The following is a 19,347-nucleotide window of genomic DNA, read 5'->3' as shown; positions in this document are numbered from 1 at the left end:
CACATCGTCCAAGCAGGTCAGACCCCTACTTGGAGGAACCTCCGAGGTCGAGCAGCACGGTGAGGTCCCGGGTGCCGTCCGCCGCCTCGGCGAACACCTCCCGGGCCAGCCGCCACTCGTCGGGCCGGGCGTCCGCATAGGCCCGCCAGTTGCGTACGACCAGCCACATGCCCCGCTGCCGGCCGGCCTCGGGCCAGACGGTGCGGTCGGACAGGGAGTCCGCCAGCGCGTCCCAGTTGCGCCCGAACCAGTCCGGCAGCCGCAGCGCCCCGGCGCAGCGGTCCATCAGCGCCGCCTTGTCCGTGACCCCGTCGAGGTCGAGCGTGACCACGAGCTCCGTCATACGAGTGCCGCTCCGGTGTTCGTCGATGCGCACAGGGGGCGGCACCCGGCCGCCCCCTCTCCGACGCGTTGTCAGTTCCCGTCCGGGTCCGTCCTGCTGAGCGCCGGCTTCGGCGTCGGGCCGGCCGTCATCAGCACGTCCGCCGCGGAGGTGTCCGTCACCAGGCTGGTGACGAGCCCCGAGCGCAGCACCGCGTCGATCGCGGCCGCCTTGCGCGCCCCGCCCGCGATCGCGACGACCTCGGGGATACGGCGGAGCTGGTCGGCCTTGACGGTGATGCACCGCTCGCCGAGGTCCCGGCCGACCCGGCGCCCCTGGGCGTCGAAGAGGTGCGCGGACATCTCGGCGGCGACACCGAGCGAGGCGTAGTGCGCCCGCTCCTCGTCGCTGAGCATGTCGTGCACCGTCGAGATGCCCGGCTCCCAGGAGCCGATGGAGACGCAGGCGACCGTGACCTTGTCGAAGTACTCGAAGGCCCGGGCGATCCCCGTCTGGTGCCGCAGCGCCGCCGCGGTGGCGGCGTCCGGCAGCAGCATCGGCGCGTAGATGGGGTGCGCGTCGCCGCCGGAGACCTGAGCGGCCCGCCGGACGGCCTCCACCGAGCCGCGCTCGGCGGTCCCGGCGTCATACACGCCCGTCAGCTGGACCACCGTGCACGGTGGCAGCCGGTTGAGGGCGGCGGCCATGTGGATGGTGGACCGGCCCCAGGCCAGGCCCAGCACGGCGCCCTCGTCGACCAGCTCGCCGAGCAGGTCGGCGGCCACCTCTCCCAGGTTCTCCGGGTCGGGCGTCTCCTCGGCGTCGGCCGGGGACTCCACGACCACGGCGTGCCGCAGTCCGTACCGGGCGCGCAGCGCGTCCGAGCGCTCGGCGTCCAGTTCGGCCGGCACGCGGATCTCGATGCGCACCAGATCCCGTTCGAGAGCGGTCTCCAGGACCCGGGCCACCTTGAAGCGGCTGACGCCGAACTCCTCCGCGATCTGGATCTTGGACTTCCCCTCGAGGTAGAAGCGGCGGGCCATGGCCGCCGCCTGCACCAGCTCAGCGGGTCCCATCCGCATGGCTGACCGGCCCGCCGACATACCCGACACGGCGATCTCCTCACTGCTGTTCACACTCTGGATTCGCCGTTCATCCTTGCAGATCCGGCGCACTTGATCCGCCCTGATGGGCGGGCGTTCACGTTCCCTTGGTTCAGTGGCCGCACGCCCAGGCGGCCGTCCTGGTGGCCTCGTCGGCCCGGGCCCGCAGCGCGCGGACCGCTTCCGCCGGGTCGTCGGCCCCGTAGACCGCCGAACCGGCGACGAACACGTCGGCGCCCGCCTCCGCGCATCGCTCGATCGTGGACTCGGACACGCCGCCGTCCACCTGGAGCCAGAGCTGCAGGCCGTGCTTGGCGATCAACTCACGGGTGCGACGGATCTTCGGCAGCATGATGTCGAGGAACGCCTGCCCGCCGAAGCCGGGCTCGACGGTCATGATCAGCAGCATGTCGAGCTCCGGGAGCAGGTCCTCGTAGGGCTCGATGGGCGTCGCCGGCCTGAGCGCCATGGCGGCACGGGCGCCCTTGGCCCTGATCTCCCGGGCCAGCCGGACGGGAGCGGCGGCGGCCTCGACATGGAAGGTGACGGAGGAGGCACCCGCCTCGACGTACTGGGGTGCCCAGCGATCGGGCTCCTCGATCATCAGATGGCAGTCCAGCGGGGTGTCCGTCGCACGGGCCAGTGACTCTACGACCGGCACGCCGAGCGTGAGGTTCGGGACGAAATGGTTGTCCATGACGTCGACGTGGAGGTAGTCGGCTCCCTCGACCGCCTTCGCCTCGTCCGCGAGACGGGCGAAATCGGCGGACAGGATGCTGGGGTTGATCTGCGCGGCCATGACCCAAGCCTGCCATGCCCGGGCGCGATTGTTACCCCCGGTCCAGACCTCAGGCGATCGGCGGACGCCGGGGGCGGGCGGCACGGGCCGTGCCGGGCCGCCGGCCGGGTCGTCCGACGACCGCGGGGGTGGCCGTGACCGGGACGTCAGGCGTGGCGCACCTGGTGTGCGGACGGCGTTCGAAGTGGGTCGCGCTGATCCTCGGCGCCGTGCGTCGGGCTGCGGGCTGCGGGCGCCGGTCGCGCCGCTGCCGCTCGTCGGGACGGTGATCCTGTCGTCTATCTGGTTCCTCATGCGACGGCCACCCTGCTTTGCCTCTCGATCTTGGCCAAGCGGCCCGGCTTCGGGACCAGCCGACGTGAGCAGCGTGCTGTTCGCGCTGCTCCGCGACAATGCCGCGGTCGAGGCGGCTGAGCTACCCGTTTCCGAACCGTGATGATCAGCATTCCCGGCTCCCTCACCTGCGCTGTCGTACCGGTTCGCCCCTGAGCTACACACTCTGCGTATACGCGCCGCGTATACACGGCGTGTAGAGTGCGGGTCATGTCCATCGGTCACACCCTTTTGGGGCTCCTGGAGTCCGGCCCGCGACACGGTTACGACTTGAAGCGGGCCTTCGACGAGACGTTCGGTCACGACCGGCCGCTGCACTACGGCCAGGTCTACTCGACGATGTCCCGGCTGCTGAAGAACGGCCTCGTCGAGGTCGACGGAATCGAGGCCGGCGGCGGCCCGGAGCGCAAGCGCTACGCGATCACCGACGCCGGCATCACCGACGTGGAGCGGTGGCTCGCGACCCCGCAGAAGCCGGAGGAATACCTCCAGTCGGCCCTCTACACGAAAGTCATCCTCGCGCTGCTCACCCACCGGGACGCCGCCGACATCCTGGACACCCAGCGCTCCGAACACCTGCGCAGCATGCGCGTCCTGACCGACCGCAAGCGCAAGGGCGATCTGGCGGACCAGCTGATCTGCGACCACGCCCTCTTCCACCTGGAAGCGGACCTGCGCTGGCTGGAGCTGACCGCCGCCCGACTCGACAAACTCCGTGAGGCTGTGGCCCGATGACGACTTCTCTCCCTGGTTCCCTGCTCACCGCGCAGGACCTGCGCAAGACCTACGGGCACACCCACGCTCTCGACGGCGCCGAGTTCTCCATCCACCCCGGCGAGGTCGTCGCCGTCATGGGCCCCTCCGGCTCCGGCAAGTCCACGCTGCTGCACTGCCTCGCGGGCATCCTGCCGCCCGACTCCGGGTCGATCACCTACAACGGGCGCGAGGTGACGACGATGAGCGACGCCCAGCGCAGCGCGTTACGCCGCTCCGAGTTCGGATTCGTGTTCCAGTTCGGGCAGCTCGTGCCGGAACTGACCTGCGTGGAGAACGTCGCCCTGCCGCTCAGGCTGAACGGCACCTCCCGCAAGGAGGCCGAGCGGGCGGCGCTCGGCTGGATGGAACGCCTGGAGGTCGACGACCTGAAGGGCAAGCGGCCCGGCGAGGTCTCCGGCGGCCAGGGCCAGCGCGTCGCCGTGGCCCGCGCGCTGGTCACCGGCCCCCGGGTGCTGTTCGCCGACGAACCCACCGGCGCGCTCGACTCCCACAACGGCGAGCGCGTGATGGAACTGCTGACCGGCGCGGCCCGCTCCACCGACGCCGCCGTCGTCCTCGTCACCCACGAGGCACGGGTGGCCGCCTACTCCGACCGCGAGGTCGTCGTACGCGACGGCAAGTCCCGGGACATGGAGCGTGCCATATGAGTTCGCGCCAGTGGTCCAGAGACCTGGCCATGGGAGCCCGGTTCGCCGTCACCGGCGGTCGCGAGGGCTGGATCCGGGTGACGCTGACAGCGGTCGGGGTCGGCCTCGGCGTGGCTCTGCTCCTGTTGTGCACCGCGATGCCCAACGTGTTCGCCTCCCGCAGCAAGGTGGAGGACGCCCGCTACGCCAACGTGTACGCCCGCAAGGTCCCGCCCAAGGCCGACAACACCCTCCTGATCGCCGACGCCGACACCACCTGGCGCGACGACGACATCCTGGGCCGGTTCGTCGAACCCGAGGGCAGCCGGGCGCCGCTGCCTCCCGGGGTCGACCGCTTGCCGGGCAAGGGCGAGATGGTGGTCTCCCCCGCGCTCAAGGACCTGCTCGCCTCGGGCGACGCGAAGCTGCTGCGGGAACGCCTGCCGTACAAGATCACCGGCACGATCGGCGAGAGCGGGCTGATCGGCTCGCAGGAACTGGCCTACTACGCGGGCGCCTCGGGGCTGAAGCTCACGGACTCCTCCCTGGTGACACGGCTGACCAAGTTCGGCAAACCGGACGCGACGCCCGAGAAGACCGATCCTGTGCTGCTGCTCATGATCCTGGTCGTGTTCGTGGTGCTGCTGACGCCGGTCGCGGTGTTCATCGCCGCCGCCGTCCGCTTCGGCGGCGAGCGCCGCGACCGGCGCCTCGCCGCGCTGCGCCTGGTCGGCTCCGACAGCCACATGACCCGGCGGATCGCTGCGGGCGAGGCGCTGGCAGGAGCCCTGCTCGGGCTGGCGGTGGGCACCGGCTTCTTCCTGCTCGGCCGCGAGAAGCTGGACGCCGGCGAGTTGCTGGGCGTGAGCGTCTGGCCCAGCTACCTCAACCCCACTCCCGCACTCGCCGCGCTGGTCGCGGTCGCGGTGCCGGTCGCCGCGGTGCTGGTCACACTGCTCGCGATGCGCGGCGTGACCGTCGAACCCCTCGGGGTCGTGCGCGCGGCCAAGCAGCCCCGCCGCCGGCTGTGGTGGCGGCTGCTGCCGCCGCTGGCCGGCGTCGCCATGCTCTACCCGATGATCGGCCAAGGCCACAAGAACGGTGACTTCAACCAGTACCTCGTCATCGGCGGCGTCCTGATGCTGCTGATCGGCATCACCGCCCTGCTGCCCTGGGCCGTGGAAGCAGTCGTCGTCCGGCTCGGCAAGGGCCCGCTGTCCTGGCAGTTGGCCGTGCGACGACTGCAGCTGAGCAGCGGCACCGCCGCCCGCATGGTCAACGGCATCGCCGTGGCGGTGGCAGGGGCCATCGCACTGCAGATGCTCTTCACGGGAACGCAGAGCCAGTACACCAAGAGCACCGGCCAGGACCCCAGCCGAGTCCAGATGGAGGTCGACTTCGGCGGCCCCAAGCCGCTGCCCGGCATCGAGCGCGAATTCACCGGCACCAAAGGGGTCCTGGCCGCGGTGGCCCTGGCCCGCTCCCAGTACGGGGACGCACGTCGCGACCCGGAGAACAGCAACGACCTGACCGTGGGGAGCTGCGCCGCCCTGCGTGAACTCGCCACACTGCCCTCCTGCAAGGACGGTGACGTGTTCGTCACGCGAACGCGGAGCGGTTACTCGGACCCCAGCAACGCATCCGAGATCGCCCTGGTGAAGCCCGGGCGGCAGCTCTACGTCGACCCGTCGTACGGCGACGCCGAACACCGCCTCGAGGTGCCCTGGACCGTTCCGGCAAACATTCGGCAGGTGAACGCCCGCAAGGACTCACTGCAGGCCTACACCAGTCTGCTGGTCACCCCCGCCGCCCTGCCCCGGAAGGCCGCGCCCGCGGTGTTCTCGGACGGTGTCTACCTGCGTCTGGACCCGTCGGTGCCGGACTCACGGGAGTACGTACGCAACGTCGTCGCCCGCATCGACCCCCTGGCACACACCTACAGTTGGTCGGCGACCCAGGAAGACGTCAAGTACACCTCCATCCGCACCGGCCTGTTCGTCGGCTCCGCCTTCGTGCTGGCACTGATCGGCGCGAGTCTGCTGGTCTCCCAACTGGAGCAACTGCGCGAGCGCAGGAAGCTGCTCTCCGCGCTGGTCGCCTTCGGCACCCGGCGCCGCACGCTGACCCTGTCGGTGCTGTGGCAGACGGCCCTCCCGGTCGGACTCGGCCTCGTCCTGGCCACATCGGTGGGTATCACCCTTGGCTCGGCGCTGCTGAAGATGACCCGCACCCCGGTGACCATGGACTGGGCGAGCGTCCTGACCATGACCGGCGTGGGCGCGGCCGTGGTCGGCGTGGTCACGCTGCTCAGCCTGGCGCCGCTGCTGCGGATGATGCGCCCGGAGGGCCTGCGCACGGAATAACGCCTCCCAGGTCCCCCGAAGTGGGCTCCTCCTGCCAGGAGGAGCCCACCCCCGCACGCGGGCAAGCCCGGTCGGCATCGGCACAGTCACCGCCGGGGCGACCTCGGCGCACCGCAGGATCCGCGGTCGAGGCGAGCACGCCAGACAGCGTCGGCGCGGAGCCCGCCGACAGCGACCCGGAGCAGGCGCATCGAGCATCGCGCGTGAGGGGCTGGCCTGGTCGGTGCTGTCGGTGGCTGCCAGCGCATGGCCCAGGCGCTCGCGGACCGGCTTCGGCTCCGTCAAGGGCCGCTGGTCTGCCAGGAGTGCCGGCTGTCGCGCCACATCCCGTCTGTCTCAAGCGGTCGGCCAGGACTCGACTGCAACAGGCAAGTGACCCCCATGGACGCGACAGCGCGGTCCGCGTCAGTCCACGCGCCGCATCAGCGCCAGGTACATCGCGTCCGTACCGTGCACATGGGGCCACAGCTGCACATCGGGCCCCTCCCCCAGATCGGGCACGCCCGGCAGCAGGCCGCGCGCGTCGATCAGCTCGAACCCGGGCCGCTGCTTGAGGACGTCGTCCACGACGGCCCGGGTCTCGGCGAGGTGCGGGGAGCAGGTGGCGTACCCGACGACTCCGCCCACCCGCACGGCGTCCAGCGCGTTGCGCAGCAGCCCCCGCTGCAACGGAGCGAACCCGTCCAGATCCTCCGGCCGCCTGCGCCAGCGCGCCTCGGGCCGGCGCCGCAGCGCGCCCAGCCCCGTGCACGGCACGTCCACCAGCACACGGTCGAAGCTGCCCGGCCGCCACGCGGGCCGCGTCCCGTCGGCGGCGATCACCTGGTACGGCCCCGGGTTGCCGGCCAGCGCCCGGGCCACGAGCCCGGCCCGGTGCGGCTGCTTCTCGGAGGCGACGAGCATCGCGCCCCGCTGGGCGGCCATCGCGCCGAGCAGCGCCGCCTTCCCGCCGGGTCCCGCGCACCCGTCGAGCCAGTGCCGGTCGGGACCCTCCAGCGGCGCGTTGGCCACGGCGAGCGCGACGAGCTGACTGCCCTCGTCCTGCACGCCCGCGCGCCCGTCGCGCACGGCCTCGATCGCGCCGGGCTCCCCGCCCTCGGCGAGCCGCACGGCGTACGGGGACCAGCGCCCCGGCACGGCGGCCTCCTCGGTCAGCAGTTCCTCGGTGGTGGCCCGCCCCGGGCGCGCGACCAGCGTCACCTCGGGCCGCTCGTTGTCGGCCTCGAGCAGGCGCTCGATGTCGGCGCGACCGCCGCCGAGCGAGTCCCACAGCGCCGAGACGACCCAGCGCGGGTGCGAGTGCACGACGGAGAGATGGTCCTCGGGGTCCTCGTCGTAGGGCGGGGCGACCCGCTGGATCCATCCGTCCAGGTCGTCCTGGGCGACCTTGCGCAGCACGGCGTTGACGAACTTGGCCCGCCCGTCGCCGAGCACGACCCGGGCCAGCTCCACCGAGGCGGACACGGCCGCGTGGGTCGGGATGCGCGTCCCGAGGAGCTGGTGGGTGCCGAGGCTGAGCACGTCGAGCACCGGCGGGTCGACCTCACGCAGCGGCCGGTCCACACAGGCGGCGATGACGGCGTCGTACGTGCCCTGCCGGCGCAGTGTCCCGTAGACCAGCTCGGTCGCGAGCGCGGCGTCCCGTCCGTCGAAGTCGCCCTTCTCGCGCGCCTTGCGCAGCAGCGGCGGCAGCACGAGGTTGGCGTACGCGTCCCGCTCGTCCACGGCGCGCAGCGCCTCGAAGGCGAGGATGCGGACGGGGTCCTTCTGGGGCCGACGGTAGGGCTTGCCGGGCCTGCGGGGCCGACGAGAGGTGTCGCTCACGAAAAAGGTGCTCCGGATTGCTGGACGAGAGATACGACCAGCCTACGTCCCGTCGCGGGCCCGGCGTGCCCCGGTCAGGCCCCGACCCGCTCGCCCTGGGCGATGCGCGCGCCGCGCGCCCAGTCCGCCGCCCGCATGGGCTTCTTGCCCTGCGCCTGCACCCACAGCAGCTCGACGGCGTAGGAGCCGGTCCCGACGTACACGTTGTTCTTCCCGGCGGCGAGCTCGCCGGGCGCGAGGTCGTCCCGGCCCGGCACCGGCTGCACCTGGATGAGCTTCAGGCGCTCGCCGCGGAACGTGGTCCAGGCGCCGGGCACGGGCGTGCAGCCGCGCACCACACGGTCGACGCGCAGGGACGGGGCGGTCCAGTCGATGTGCGCGTCCTCGACGTTGACCTTGGGGGCGAGGGTGACGCCGTCGGCGGGCTGCGGCACGGCCTTCAGGGTGCCGTCCTCGATGCCGTCCATGGTGGCGGAGAGCAGCCCCGCGCCGGCGAAGGCCAGCCGGGTCAGCAGGTCGCCGCTGGTGTCGGTGGGCCGGATCTCCTCCGTGACCGTCCCGTAGACCGGCCCGGAGTCCAGGCCCTCCTCGATGAGGAAGGTGGACGCGCCGGTGATCTCGTCACCGGCCATGATGGCGTGCTGCACGGGGGCGGCGCCGCGCCAGGCGGGCAGCAGCGAGAAATGCAGGTTGACCCAGCCGTTGGCGGGCACGTCGAGGGCGACGCGCGGCAGCAGGGCGCCGTAGGCGACGACGGGGCAGCAGTCGGGCGCGATCTCCCGCAGCCGCTCCAGGAACGCGGGGTCCCGCGGCGTGGCGGGCTTGAGCACCTCGATCCCGGCCTCGGCGGCCCGCTCGGCCACGGGGCTCGCGACCATCCGCCGTCCCCGCCCGGCCTGCGCGTCGGGCCGGGTGACGACGGCGGCCACCTCGTGCCGCCCGGAGGCGATCAGAGCGTCCAGAGCGGGAACGGCGACCTCGGGGGTGCCGGCGAAGACGAGCTTCATGGGTGGGCAGGGCCTCTCGGGCGGGGGCGGCTGGGCGACGCACCAGTCTATGGGTGCGGGGGCCGCTGACTCACGCCGGAGCACCGGCCGTTCGGGAAGCCGGTACCGCCTGCGGCCCGCCGTGGCGCGCACCCCTCCGCCGGGCGTAGGCATATGCCCGCACGCCCCCACAGCGTGACCAGCGGCGCCCTGCCGCGTTGGTCAAGAAAGAGTTGACCCCTTCGGGCCGCAGACGCCGACATCGCGGCCCTCTCCTTTTCACGCCGGTTCGAGAGGCTTGTTCATGGCCGACCACGCAACCCACGACGCCCAGGCTCGGGCCAGCCTGCACTTGCTGGTGCGGGACATCGAGCGGGTCCGCCGGCAGGTGGACGCACTGCGCACCCTCACCGCCCAGCTGGGCAACGTCTACCGCCCGCGCCGCTCCGGCCCGTCCACGGGCTTCGTCGTCTACGGGCGCGCCCCCGCCCCGACGGTCCGCCTCGCGCAGGAGCTGAGGGACAGCGTCGAGACCCTGGTCACGGCGGCCGTGGACTTCGACCGCTCGCTGGGCTTCTCCTGGGACGCGGTCGGTTCCGCCCTCGGTGTCACCAAGCAGGCCGTCCACCGTCGCTACGGCGCCCGCCGCGCCGCCGCCCAGGCCGCGGCCGAGGCCGAGCGCACGGCCGAGGCGGCCGGTACCCGCGCGGTCAACGTCTCCACCGCCCTGCCGGCGGTGCCGACGGTCCCGGCCGCCCGCTCCATGCCGACCCAGCCGACGGCCGGCAGCCCCGCCTTGCGCGACGAGGCCCGGCCCACGGCCTTCCCCGGCCCACGCAACGGCTGACACCCCCTCGACTCTGCCCTCCCGGCGCGCACCCGGGAGGGCAGACCTCTTCCTGGCCGGGAGCCGCGGGGCGCGCCGGTTCCCCGCCGCCCCCGCCCGGCCGATGTCCGGCCGGTCGGCCAGCGCCGCCTCCCCTGCCTGCCCGGTGCCCATGGTCGCCTTCCCACCGGGCGCGGACACGCGGGCACGGCGCCCTCGCCCGCAGTCGCTCAGCCGGCACCCCATGGGTCATCACACGAGAGCGGTCTCACCGCCCTGCCGACGGCGCCCATGGCCCCCGCCCAGCCGGGCGCGGACCTCACGGTCCGCAGCGTCCCGCCGCCATCGCTCAGCCGATGTCCAGCCGGTCGATCCACACCAGCACCATCACACCGCCCCGCCCGACAGCACCACGCACCCGGCTGCCGGACTCAGACGCACAAGCCCGGCAGCACACCGCCGCCATCGCTCAGCCGGTCGACCCACACCAGCACCATCACACCGCCCCGCCCGACGGCACCACGCACCCGGCTGCCGGACTCAGGCGCACAAGCCCGGCGCCACAGCCGCCATCGCTCAGCCGGTCGACCCACACCAGCACCATCACACCGCCCCGCCCGACGGCACCACGCACCCGGCTGCCGGACTCAGGCGCTCAAGCCCGGCGCCACAGCCGCCATCGCTCAGCCGGTCGACCCACACCAGCACCATTACACCGCCCCGCCCGACAGCACCACGCACCCCGCGCCGGGCGCGGACTCACGGGCCCGCGGCCTCACGCCGCCATCGCTCAGCCGATGTCCAGCGGATCGATCCGCACCAGCACCGTCTCGCCGCCCCCGCGGGCCATCCGTGCCGCCCGTGCCGACTTCAGCGCCGCCGCCAGGGCGGCCCCGCTGCCGGGGCGCACCCGGATCAGGGCGCGGTCCCACTGCTCGCCGGGCGGCGGGCCGCCGGGGCGCCGCGGACGTCCGGCGGGGGTGACCGGCAGCGGCACGGGGCCCAGCACCTCGGCGTCGCCCGGCAGTTCGACGGCCGCCAGGAACTCCGCGAGCGCCTCCGGCGGCCCGGACACCGCCGCCATCCGCGACACGGGCGGGAAGCCCAGCTCGGCGCGCTCGGCCAGTTCCCGTACGGCGAATCCCACCGGGTCCCAGCGCACCAGCGCCTGCACGGGACGCAGCGTCGCCTCGGCGACGATCACCACGGTGCCGCCCGCCTCCTGCGGCCGGACCAGCGCGGAGGCGGTGATCCAGCGTCGCAGCGCCTCCTCGCCGGACCTCAGGTCCGCCCGGCCGAGCATCGCCCAGCCGTCCAGCAGCAGCGCCGCCGCGTATCCGCCCTCGGCCACCGGCTCCGCGCCCGGTGTGCTCACGACCAGCGCGGGCGCCCCCGGCACGGTGTCGAGCACATGCTCCCGCCCCGAGGTGCGCACTGGGACGGCCGGGAACGCCCGCCCCAGTTCCTCGGCGGTCCGGCGCGCACCGACGACCTGGGCCCGCAGCCGGAACCCCCCGCACTCGGGGCAATGCCAGTCGGGGGTGTCCTGCCCGCACCAGGCGCAGGTCAGGGCACCGCCCCCGCCGCGCGCCTCCAGCGGCCCCGCGCAGTGCCGGCACCGGGCCGGCTCCCGGCACCGGTCGCAGGCGAGCCGGGGGACGTAGCCGCGCCGGGGGACCTGCACGAGGACGGGGCCGTGCCGCAGCCCTTCCCGGGCGGCCTGCCAGGCCAGGGAGGGCAGCCGGGCGGCCCGGGCTGCCTCGTCGCGGGCGAGGTCCCCGTCGCCGACGGTCCGCACCAGCGGGGTGAGCCGCCGGGCGCCCTCGCGGTCCGCGGTGAGCGGGACGGCCCACTCGCTGCGGACGAGCTGCGCCGCCTCCACGGTGCAGCCCCAACTCCCCAGCAGGAACCCGCACTTGCCGCCTGCGGCGCGCAGCTCCAGCACCTCCCGCACATGCGGGAACGGGGCATTGTCGTCGCTGTGGCTGGAGTCGCCGTCGTCCCAGATCACCACGAGGCCGAGGTCCCGCACCGGGGCGAACATCGCGGCGCGGGTGCCGACCACGGCCCGGACGGAGCCGCGGCGCACGGCCAGCCATTCGAGATACCGGCGCTCCTGGCCCGCGTCGGCGGTGAGCAGCGCGTGCTGCCCCTCCCCCAGGGTCTCCGTGAGCGCGGCGTCCACCCGTGCGGCCGAGCGGCCGGACGGCACGACGACCAGCGCGCCGCGCCCGGACGCCAGGGTCGCGCGGACCGCCAGGGCGATCTCCTGGGGCCACTGCGGTCCGGGCAGCGCGGTCCACACCGCACGCGGCGACCGCCCCGCCGCCAGCGCCTCCAGGAAGCGCGGCCCGTGCTCGTAGCGCTGCCAGGGGCCGGGGTCCGGCGCCGGGGGCGGCGGTGGGGGCGGCGGCAGGGTGCGGGCCTCGGCGCGGGCGTGCCGGGGCGGAATGGCCAGCTGCAGCACATCGGCGAGGCTGCCGGCGTACCGGTCGGCGACGGCCCGGGCGAGGGCGAGCAGGTCGGGGTCGAGGACGCGCTCCGGCGAGATCACCTGGGCGAGGGCGGCCAGCGGGCCCTGGTAGTCGCTCTCGGCGAGGCGCTCGACGATGAACCCGTCCCGCAGCCCGCCCCCTTCGCGGCGCCCCTCGCGCACATGGTGGGCCCCGGCGCCGAAGCGCACCCGGACCCGGACCCCGGGCTGCGCCTGTTCGGCCAGTTCCTCGGGCACGGCGTAGTCGAAGTAGCGGTCGAGGTGCAGCACGCCCTTGTCGACCAGCACCCGCGCCACGGGCAGTTCCCTGGCGAGCCGGGCGCCGCGCCAGGTCCGCGGCTTGGCGCGGGGCACCTGGGCCTTGCGGACGCTCTCGCGGATGAGGGCAAGCTGCTCGGGCGGCGCCCCGTCGGCGCCGCCTCCCGGCTGCTCGTCCTCGCTGCTCACGCCTGCATTCCTACCAAACGCCACTGACATCCGGCGGCGCCCCCGTCACCCTCGGGGCCGCGCGCACACGCCGAGGCCCGGTCCCCCAGAGAAGGGCACCGGGCCTCGGCCTGACGAAACCGCGGGCCTGCCTACAGCCCGGCGGCCTTGCGGAGCGCGTCCACGCGGTCCGTGCGCTCCCAGGTGAACTCGGGAAGCTCGCGGCCGAAGTGGCCGTACGCCGCCGTCTTGGCGTAGATCGGGCGGAGCAGGTCCAGGTCGCGGATGATGGCGGCCGGACGGAGGTCGAAGACCTCGTCGATGGCCTTCTCGATCCGCTCGGCCTCGACCTTGGCGGTGCCGAAGGTCTCGACGAACAGACCGACCGGCTCGGCCTTGCCGATCGCGTACGCGACCTGCACCTCGCAGCGGGACGCCAGACCGGCCGCCACGACGTTCTTGGCGACCCAGCGCATCGCGTAGGCGGCCGAGCGGTCCACCTTGGACGGGTCCTTGCCGGAGAACGCGCCGCCGCCGTGGCGGGCCATGCCGCCGTAGGTGTCGATGATGATCTTGCGGCCGGTGAGGCCGGCGTCACCCATCGGGCCGCCGATCTCGAAGCGGCCGGTGGGGTTGACCAGCAGGCGGTAGTTCTCGGTGTCGAGCTTGATGCCGTCGTCGAGGAGGGCCTTCAGCTCGGGCTCGACCACGAACTCCTGGATGTCGGGAGCGAGGAGCGAGTCGAGGTCGATGTCCGAGGCGTGCTGCGAGGACACGACCACGGTGTCGAGGCGGACGGCCTTGTCGCCGTCGTACTCGATGGTGACCTGCGTCTTGCCGTCGGGGCGCAGGTAGGGGATGGTGCCGTTCTTGCGGACCTCGGACAGGCGCTTGGACAGCCGGTGCGCCAGGAAGATCGGCAGCGGCATCAGGGTCGGCGTCTCGTCGGTGGCGTAGCCGAACATCAGGCCCTGGTCACCGGCGCCCTGACGGTCGAGCTCGTCCTCGTCGCCCTCGACCCGCGCCTCGTAGGCCGCGTCCACGCCCTGCGCGATGTCGGGCGACTGCGAGCCGATGGAGACGGAGACACCGCAGGAGGCGCCGTCGAAGCCCTTCTTCGAGGAGTCGTAGCCGATCTCGAGGATCTTGCTGCGGACCAGCGTCGCGATGTCCGCGTACGTCTTGGTCGTGACCTCTCCGGCCACGTGCACCAGGCCGGTCGTGATCAGCGTCTCGACGGCGACGCGGGACGAGGGGTCCTCGCGCAGCAACGCGTCGAGAATGGTGTCGCTGATCTGGTCAGCGATCTTGTCGGGGTGACCCTCGGTCACAGACTCCGAGGTGAACAGGCGACGGGACACAACGCTCCCTGGGGTTGCAGCGGCTGCTGGCTGATCATTGGCGGACGGGACGGGGGCTGCGCCCGGCGTCGTCCGTGGACAGTTTATCTGTCGTGCCCGGTCACGGACCCCCGTGTCTCGCCTCTCGGGAGGGCTGTGACCTGCGGCACGGGCATTCTGCCAATCGCACACGGCGGTGGCCAGAGGCGCCACGCCCGAATCGGGCGGGTGGCGGGCACCCTCCCGGGTGGGTCAGACGGCGCCGTCCAGGCGGCGCGCGACCAGGTCCCAGACGATGTCGGCGAGGGCCTCCTTCGGCCCGTGCGGCACGGGGGTCTCGCTGCCGTCGGCGCCCAGGACGACCGCCTCGTTCTCCTCGGAGCCGAACGTCTTGCGCTCGCCGACCTCATTGACCACGAGGAGGTCGCAGCCCTTGCGCTCCAGCTTGCGTCGCCCGTTGGCGAGGACGTCGTCCGTCTCGGCGGCGAAGCCGACGACCACCTGGCCCTCCCGGGGCCGGTCGCCCGCGATCTCCGCCAGGATGTCCGGGTTGCGCACCAGGACGACGGGCTCGGGCTCCTGGCCGTCCTTCTTCTTGATCTTCCCGGTCGCGTACGTGGCCGGGCGGAAGTCGGCGACGGCCGCGGCCATGACGACCGCGTCCGCGTCGGCGGCGGCCTTGACGACGGCCTCCCGCAGTTGCACGGCCGTGCCGACCCGCACCACGTCGACGCCGGCCGGGTCGGCTATCTGGGTGTTCGCTGCGACCAGGGTCACGCGGGCGCCCCGCGCGGCGGCGGTGCGGGCGAGGGCGTAGCCCTGCTTGCCCGAGGAGCGGTTGCCGAGGAAGCGCACGGGGTCCAGGGGCTCGCGGGTGCCGCCCGCGCTCACCACGACATGCCGGCCCGTGAGGTCGGGCTCGGTGGCGCCCCGGGCCAGCACCCGACGGCAGACCTCGAAGATCTCCGCGGGGTCGGGCAGCCGGCCCTTACCGGTGTCGACGCCGGTGAGACGGCCCACGGCGGGCTCGATGACGACGGCGCCGCGCCGGCGCAGGGTCGCCACGTTCTCCTGGGTGGCGGGGTGCTCCCACATCTCGGTGTGCATGGCGGGGGCGAACACCACCGGGCACCGGGCGGTCAGCAGGGTGTTGGTCAGCAGGTCGTCGGCGAGCCCGTGGGCGGCCTTGGCGAGCATGTCGGCCGTGGCCGGGGCGACGACGACCAGGTCGGCGTGCTGGCCGATGCGGACGTGCGGCACCTGGTGGACGTCGTCCCAGACCTCCGTGGAGACCGGGTTGCCGGACAGGGCGGACCAGGTGGCGGCGCCGACGAAGTGCAGGGCGGAGGCGGTCGGCACGACGCGCACGTCATGGCCGGACTCCGTGAGTCTGCGCAGCAGCTCACAGGCCTTGTAGGCGGCGATGCCGCCGCTGACCCCCAGAACGACCTTCGGCTTGTCCACGTCTCTCCCCGCACTCGGCTGCGTACGACTCCACTACACACCACAGGCCCGGCGGACGCGCCGCCGGGCCTGTGGAAAAGTCAGCTGCAAGCTGAAGATCGTACTTACTGCGCCGGGCCCTCGACGGCCTCGGACGTCAGCAGACCCGCGTTGATCTCACGCAGGGCGATCGAGAGGGGCTTCTCGTGGACGTGCGTGTCCACCAGCGGACCGACGTACTCGAGGAGGCCCTCGCCGAGCTGCGAGTAGTACGCGTTGATCTGGCGGGCCCGCTTGGCCGCGTAGATCACGAGGCTGTACTTCGAGTCGGTGGCCTCGAGGAGCTCGTCGATCGGCGGGTTGATGATGCCCTCGGGCGCGGAGATGGAAGAGGACACGCTCTACCTTCCGATGGATGGGAAAGATTCAGTCACGCGATCGGACACGATCACACAACGTCCATCAAGGCTAGCAGCTCGCGCGCCACGTCCTCGACGGAGGTGTTGACCAAGGTCACATCGAACTCGGGCTCGGCCGCCAGCTCGATCCTCGCCGCGTCCAGCCGGCGCTCGATCACCTCGGGCGGCTCGGTGCCCCGGCCGGTGAGCCTGCGCACCAGCTCCTCCCAGGAGGGAGGGGCCAGGAACACCAGTCGGGCCTCGGCCATGGACTCACGGACCTGCCGGGCGCCCTGGAGGTCGATCTCCAGGAGCACGGACTCGCCCGCCTCGAGCCGTTCCAGCACGGCCGCGCGCGGTGTGCCGTAGCGGTGGCCGGCGAACTCGGCCCACTCCAGCAGCTCGCCGTTGGCGATCAGCTTGTCCATCTCCTCGTCGGTGACGAAGAAGTAGTGGACTCCATGCTGCTCGCCGGGGCGGGGCTTGCGCGTCGTCGCCGACACGGAGAGCCAGACCTCGGGGTGTTCTTTGCGCATATGAGCGACGACCGTGCTCTTGCCGACCCCCGAGGGGCCGGAGAGCACGGTCAGCCGCGGACCTGCGTCCGGGGGCTCGGGGGTCGTCCCCCGGGGTGTTACAGCCATGCAGCGATTATTCCAGCAATCGCGGACCGCCCGGGACCCGAGGTCCCGGGGAACCGGGACTCAGGAGCCGGTGCTGCCGAACTCACGCTCAAGGGAGGCGATCTGGTTCGAGCCGAGGCCCCGCACGCGGCGGCTCTCGGAGATGCCGAGTCGCTCCATGATCTGCTTGGCGCGGACCTTGCCCACGCCCGGCAGGGACTCGAGCAGCGCGGAGACCTTCATCTTGCCGATGACGTCGTTCTCCTGGCCCTGCTTGATGACCTCGTGAAGAGAGGCGCCGGAGTGCTTGAGTCGATTCTTGACCTCGGCCCGCTCCCGGCGAGCCGCGGCGGCCTTTTCGAGCGCGGCTGCGCGCTGTTCAGGGGTAAGGGGCGGAAGAGCCACGCCTACGTCACCTCGGATGTCGAACTGTCGGATACGGACCGGTGAGGAACCTAGTCGCCCCACACCTGGGGAGCCACGAGCAACACGCTTGCCCACTGACTCTCGTCGGAGACTAGCGGGCAAGTCCGCAAGAGTCAGCGAGAACAGCGGAAAAGTCCTGGTCAGCCTCCGTCAGGCCAGACATTTAAGACATACTGCCCCGGATTTGAGGATGTATCCAGACTCAAGTCGGCCGCGGACCGCTCACCGGAGGACTCCGCGGCCGACATCGATGCCGTCACCGGCCCTCAGGCGCCCGCGACCGCCTCGCGCACCTCGTTGGCGAAGCGTGACGCGGCATCACGCAGGGTCACGACGTCGGGGCCGTGCCGCAGCACCCCCCGGCTGACGTTCGGGACGACATTGCGCACCGCGGCGCCGAACACCCTGGGGAGATCCGCGGGCGTGGCCCCCTGGGCGCCGATGCCGGGCGCGAGCAGCGGGCCGTTGATGGCGAGGTCGTAGGACGACAGGTCACCGAGCGTGGCGCCGACGACCGCCCCGAAGGAGCCCAGCGGCTCCTCCCCCGCGTTCTCCGCGGCGAGGTGGGCGAGCATCGTCGCGGCGACGTCCCGGCCGTCCGCCCGGACCGCGTGCTGGACCTCGCCGCCCTCCAGGTTGGAGGTGAGGGCGAGCACGAACAGCCCGGTGCCGCTCTCACGGGCGAGCGCCACCGCCGGGGACAGCGAGCCGTAGCCGAGGTACGGCGAGACCGTCAGCGCGTCGGAGAACAGCGGCGAGTCCTTGCGCAGGAAGGACTCCGCGTACGCGGCCATCGTGGAGCCGATGTCGCCGCGCTTGGCGTCCATGACGACGAGCGCGCCGGCCGCCCTCGCCTCCTCGACCGACTTCTCCAGGACGGCGACGCCGCGGGAGCCGAAGCGCTCGAAGAACGCGCTCTGCGGCTTGAGCACGGCGACCCGGTCGGCCGTCGCCTCCACGACGGTGCGGCTGAACCGCTCCAGGCCGGCCACGTCGTCGTTCAGGCCCCACTCGGAGAGCAGGGAGGCGTGCGGGTCGATGCCCACACACAGGGGGCCGCGCTCGTCCATCGCACGGCGCAGTCGACTTCCGAAGGGCTCGGTCATGCCGTCTTCCTCACGTCGGCGCCGACCGCGTCGGCGAGGGTGGCGTAGGGGCTGGTGCGCAGGCGCGCGGCGAGCCCCTTGTGGATGGCGCGGGCCCAGAAGGGGCCCTCGTAGACGAAGGCGCTGTAGCCCTGGACCAGGGTGGCGCCCGCCAGGATGCGCTGCCAGGCGTCCTCGGCGTTCTCGATGCCGCCGACGCCCACGAGGGTGATCCGGTCGCCCACGCGCGCGTAGAGGCGCCTCAGGACCTGGAGCGAGCGTGCCTTCAGCGGCGCTCCGGAGAGCCCGCCGGTCTCCTTGACCAGCGAGGGCTCGGAGGTCAGGCCCAGGCCCTCGCGGGCGACGGTGGTGTTCGTGGCGATGATGCCGTCCAGGCCCAGCTCCACGGCGAGGTCGGCCACGGCGTCCACGTCCTCGTCGGCGAGGTCCGGCGCGATCTTGACGAGCAGCGGCACACGGCGGCCGGGCACCACACGGTCGGCGGCGTCGCGGACGGCCGTCAGCAGGGGCCGCAGCGACTCGGTGGCCTGCAGGTTGCGCAGGCCGGGGGTGTTGGGTGACGACACGTTGACGACCAGGTAGTCGGCGTACGGCGCCAGCCGCTCGGCCGACGTCACGTAGTCGCCGACGGCCTCGGCCTCGGGCACGACCTTCGTCTTGCCGATGTTGACGCCCACGACGGTCCGGAAGACCGGCGTACGGGACGCCAGACGGGCGGCCACGGCCAGCGAGCCGTCGTTGTTGAACCCCATGCGGTTGATCAGCGCGCGGTCCGGCACGAGCCGGAACAGCCGCTTCTTCGGGTTGCCGGGCTGGGGCTCCCCCGTGACCGTGCCGATCTCGACGTGGTCGAAGCCGGCCATCGCCATGCCGTCGATCGCGACGGCGTTCTTGTCGAAGCCGGCGGCGAGCCCGAACGGCCCGTGCATGCGCAGCCCGAGGGCCTCCGTGCGCAGCTCCTTGTAGCGGGGCGCGAGCGCGGCGGCGACGAACGTGCGCAGCACGGGGACGCGGGCGGCGAGGCGGATCCACCGGAAGGCCAGGTGGTGGGCCTGCTCCGGGTCCATCCGCTGGAAGAAGCAGGTGAAGAAGATCTTGTACATGAGTCCCTCATGAAGAGGGGGACACCGTT

17 protein-coding genes are annotated in these 19,347 nt (G+C 72.8%); 4 read left to right on the top strand and 13 right to left on the bottom strand.

Translation table 11 applies throughout. From position 1 onward, the window contains the following. Positions 1-25: 25 nt before the first annotated feature. The 3 genes from ABZ899_RS04110 to rpe form a co-directional block, all read right to left on the bottom strand. Positions 26-343 (bottom strand): barstar family protein, encoded by a 318-nt coding sequence (locus tag ABZ899_RS04110; protein ID WP_361340377.1) that lies wholly within the window; start codon positions 341-343, stop codon positions 26-28. Positions 344-414: 71 nt separating this feature from the next. Further along, positions 415-1,458, bottom strand: coding sequence for a sugar-binding domain-containing protein (locus tag ABZ899_RS04105; protein ID WP_361340371.1), 1,044 nt, complete (start codon positions 1,456-1,458; stop codon positions 415-417). Between the two features lie 79 nt (positions 1,459-1,537). Further along, positions 1,538-2,224 carry a ribulose-phosphate 3-epimerase gene (gene rpe, locus ABZ899_RS04100; RefSeq protein ID WP_361340368.1) on the bottom strand — a complete coding sequence of 229 codons (687 nt, stop codon included), beginning with the start codon at positions 2,222-2,224 and terminating at the stop codon, positions 1,538-1,540. Positions 2,225-2,767: 543 nt separating this feature from the next. On the opposite strand from rpe, the gene ABZ899_RS04095 reads away from it, so the two are divergent. Genes ABZ899_RS04095 through ABZ899_RS04085 form a run of 3 tightly spaced genes read left to right on the top strand, consistent with a single transcriptional unit; the run spans position 2,768 to position 6,323 of the window. Beyond that, the gene (locus ABZ899_RS04095; protein ID WP_361340366.1) at positions 2,768-3,292 is read left to right on the top strand and encodes a PadR family transcriptional regulator; all 525 of its coding nucleotides are present in this window, start codon (positions 2,768-2,770) and stop codon (positions 3,290-3,292) included. Beyond that, complete coding sequence (locus tag ABZ899_RS04090; RefSeq protein WP_361340363.1) at positions 3,289-3,981, top strand: ABC transporter ATP-binding protein; 693 nt, start codon at positions 3,289-3,291, stop codon at positions 3,979-3,981. Before ABZ899_RS04095 ends, ABZ899_RS04090 begins: the two co-directional genes overlap by 4 nt. Beyond that, positions 3,978-6,323 carry an FtsX-like permease family protein gene (locus ABZ899_RS04085; RefSeq protein WP_361340360.1) on the top strand — a complete coding sequence of 782 codons (2,346 nt, stop codon included), beginning with the start codon at positions 3,978-3,980 and terminating at the stop codon, positions 6,321-6,323. Before ABZ899_RS04090 ends, ABZ899_RS04085 begins: the two co-directional genes overlap by 4 nt. A gap of 405 nt (positions 6,324-6,728) precedes the next feature. Here ABZ899_RS04085 and ABZ899_RS04080 read toward each other — a convergent pair whose 3' ends face one another. Next, a complete protein-coding gene (locus tag ABZ899_RS04080; protein ID WP_361340357.1) occupies positions 6,729-8,147 on the bottom strand; it encodes a transcription antitermination factor NusB in 1,419 nt (472 codons plus the stop codon). Positions 8,148-8,221: 74 nt separating this feature from the next. Then, positions 8,222-9,154 (bottom strand): methionyl-tRNA formyltransferase, encoded by a 933-nt coding sequence (gene fmt, locus ABZ899_RS04075; protein ID WP_361340354.1) that lies wholly within the window; start codon positions 9,152-9,154, stop codon positions 8,222-8,224. A gap of 283 nt (positions 9,155-9,437) precedes the next feature. Between fmt and ABZ899_RS04070 the strand changes: the two genes are divergently transcribed. Further along, entirely contained in the window at positions 9,438-9,980 is a 543-nt protein-coding gene (locus ABZ899_RS04070; protein ID WP_361340352.1) for a hypothetical protein, read from the top strand. A gap of 769 nt (positions 9,981-10,749) precedes the next feature. On the opposite strand, the gene ABZ899_RS04065 is transcribed toward ABZ899_RS04070, so the two are convergent. The 8 genes from ABZ899_RS04065 to ABZ899_RS04030 all read right to left on the bottom strand — a co-directional run bounded on the left by ABZ899_RS04065 (position 10,750) and on the right by ABZ899_RS04030 (position 19,318). Further along, complete coding sequence (locus tag ABZ899_RS04065) at positions 10,750-12,900, bottom strand: primosomal protein N' (protein ID WP_361340349.1); 2,151 nt, start codon at positions 12,898-12,900, stop codon at positions 10,750-10,752. Between the two features lie 131 nt (positions 12,901-13,031). Next, entirely contained in the window at positions 13,032-14,240 is a 1,209-nt protein-coding gene (metK, locus tag ABZ899_RS04060; protein ID WP_361340346.1) for a methionine adenosyltransferase, read from the bottom strand. A gap of 231 nt (positions 14,241-14,471) precedes the next feature. Next, entirely contained in the window at positions 14,472-15,683 is a 1,212-nt protein-coding gene (gene coaBC / locus ABZ899_RS04055) for a bifunctional phosphopantothenoylcysteine decarboxylase/phosphopantothenate--cysteine ligase CoaBC (RefSeq protein ID WP_361340342.1), read from the bottom strand. Positions 15,684-15,787: 104 nt separating this feature from the next. Further along, complete coding sequence (rpoZ, locus tag ABZ899_RS04050) at positions 15,788-16,060, bottom strand: DNA-directed RNA polymerase subunit omega (protein WP_003988945.1); 273 nt, start codon at positions 16,058-16,060, stop codon at positions 15,788-15,790. Between the two features lie 50 nt (positions 16,061-16,110). Continuing rightward, positions 16,111-16,704, bottom strand: a complete 594-nt coding sequence (gene gmk, locus ABZ899_RS04045) for a guanylate kinase (RefSeq protein ID WP_361340340.1) — start codon at positions 16,702-16,704, stop codon at positions 16,111-16,113. Between the two features lie 60 nt (positions 16,705-16,764). After that, positions 16,765-17,088 carry an integration host factor gene (locus tag ABZ899_RS04040; RefSeq protein ID WP_003977346.1) on the bottom strand — a complete coding sequence of 108 codons (324 nt, stop codon included), beginning with the start codon at positions 17,086-17,088 and terminating at the stop codon, positions 16,765-16,767. Between the two features lie 287 nt (positions 17,089-17,375). Beyond that, positions 17,376-18,215 (bottom strand): orotidine-5'-phosphate decarboxylase, encoded by an 840-nt coding sequence (gene pyrF / locus ABZ899_RS04035; RefSeq protein ID WP_361340337.1) that lies wholly within the window; start codon positions 18,213-18,215, stop codon positions 17,376-17,378. Beyond that, on the bottom strand, positions 18,212-19,318 hold the full coding sequence (locus ABZ899_RS04030) for a quinone-dependent dihydroorotate dehydrogenase (protein WP_361340335.1): 1,107 nt from the start codon (positions 19,316-19,318) through the stop codon (positions 18,212-18,214). Before ABZ899_RS04030 ends, pyrF begins: the two co-directional genes overlap by 4 nt. Between the last annotated feature and the right edge of the window lie 29 nt (positions 19,319-19,347).

The organism is Streptomyces sp. NPDC046859, from assembly GCF_040645135.1.
GTDB lineage: Bacteria > Actinomycetota > Actinomycetes > Streptomycetales > Streptomycetaceae > Streptomyces.
The sequence above is the reverse complement of the archived record's forward strand: the minus strand, read 5'-3'. Positions and strand labels throughout refer to the sequence as shown.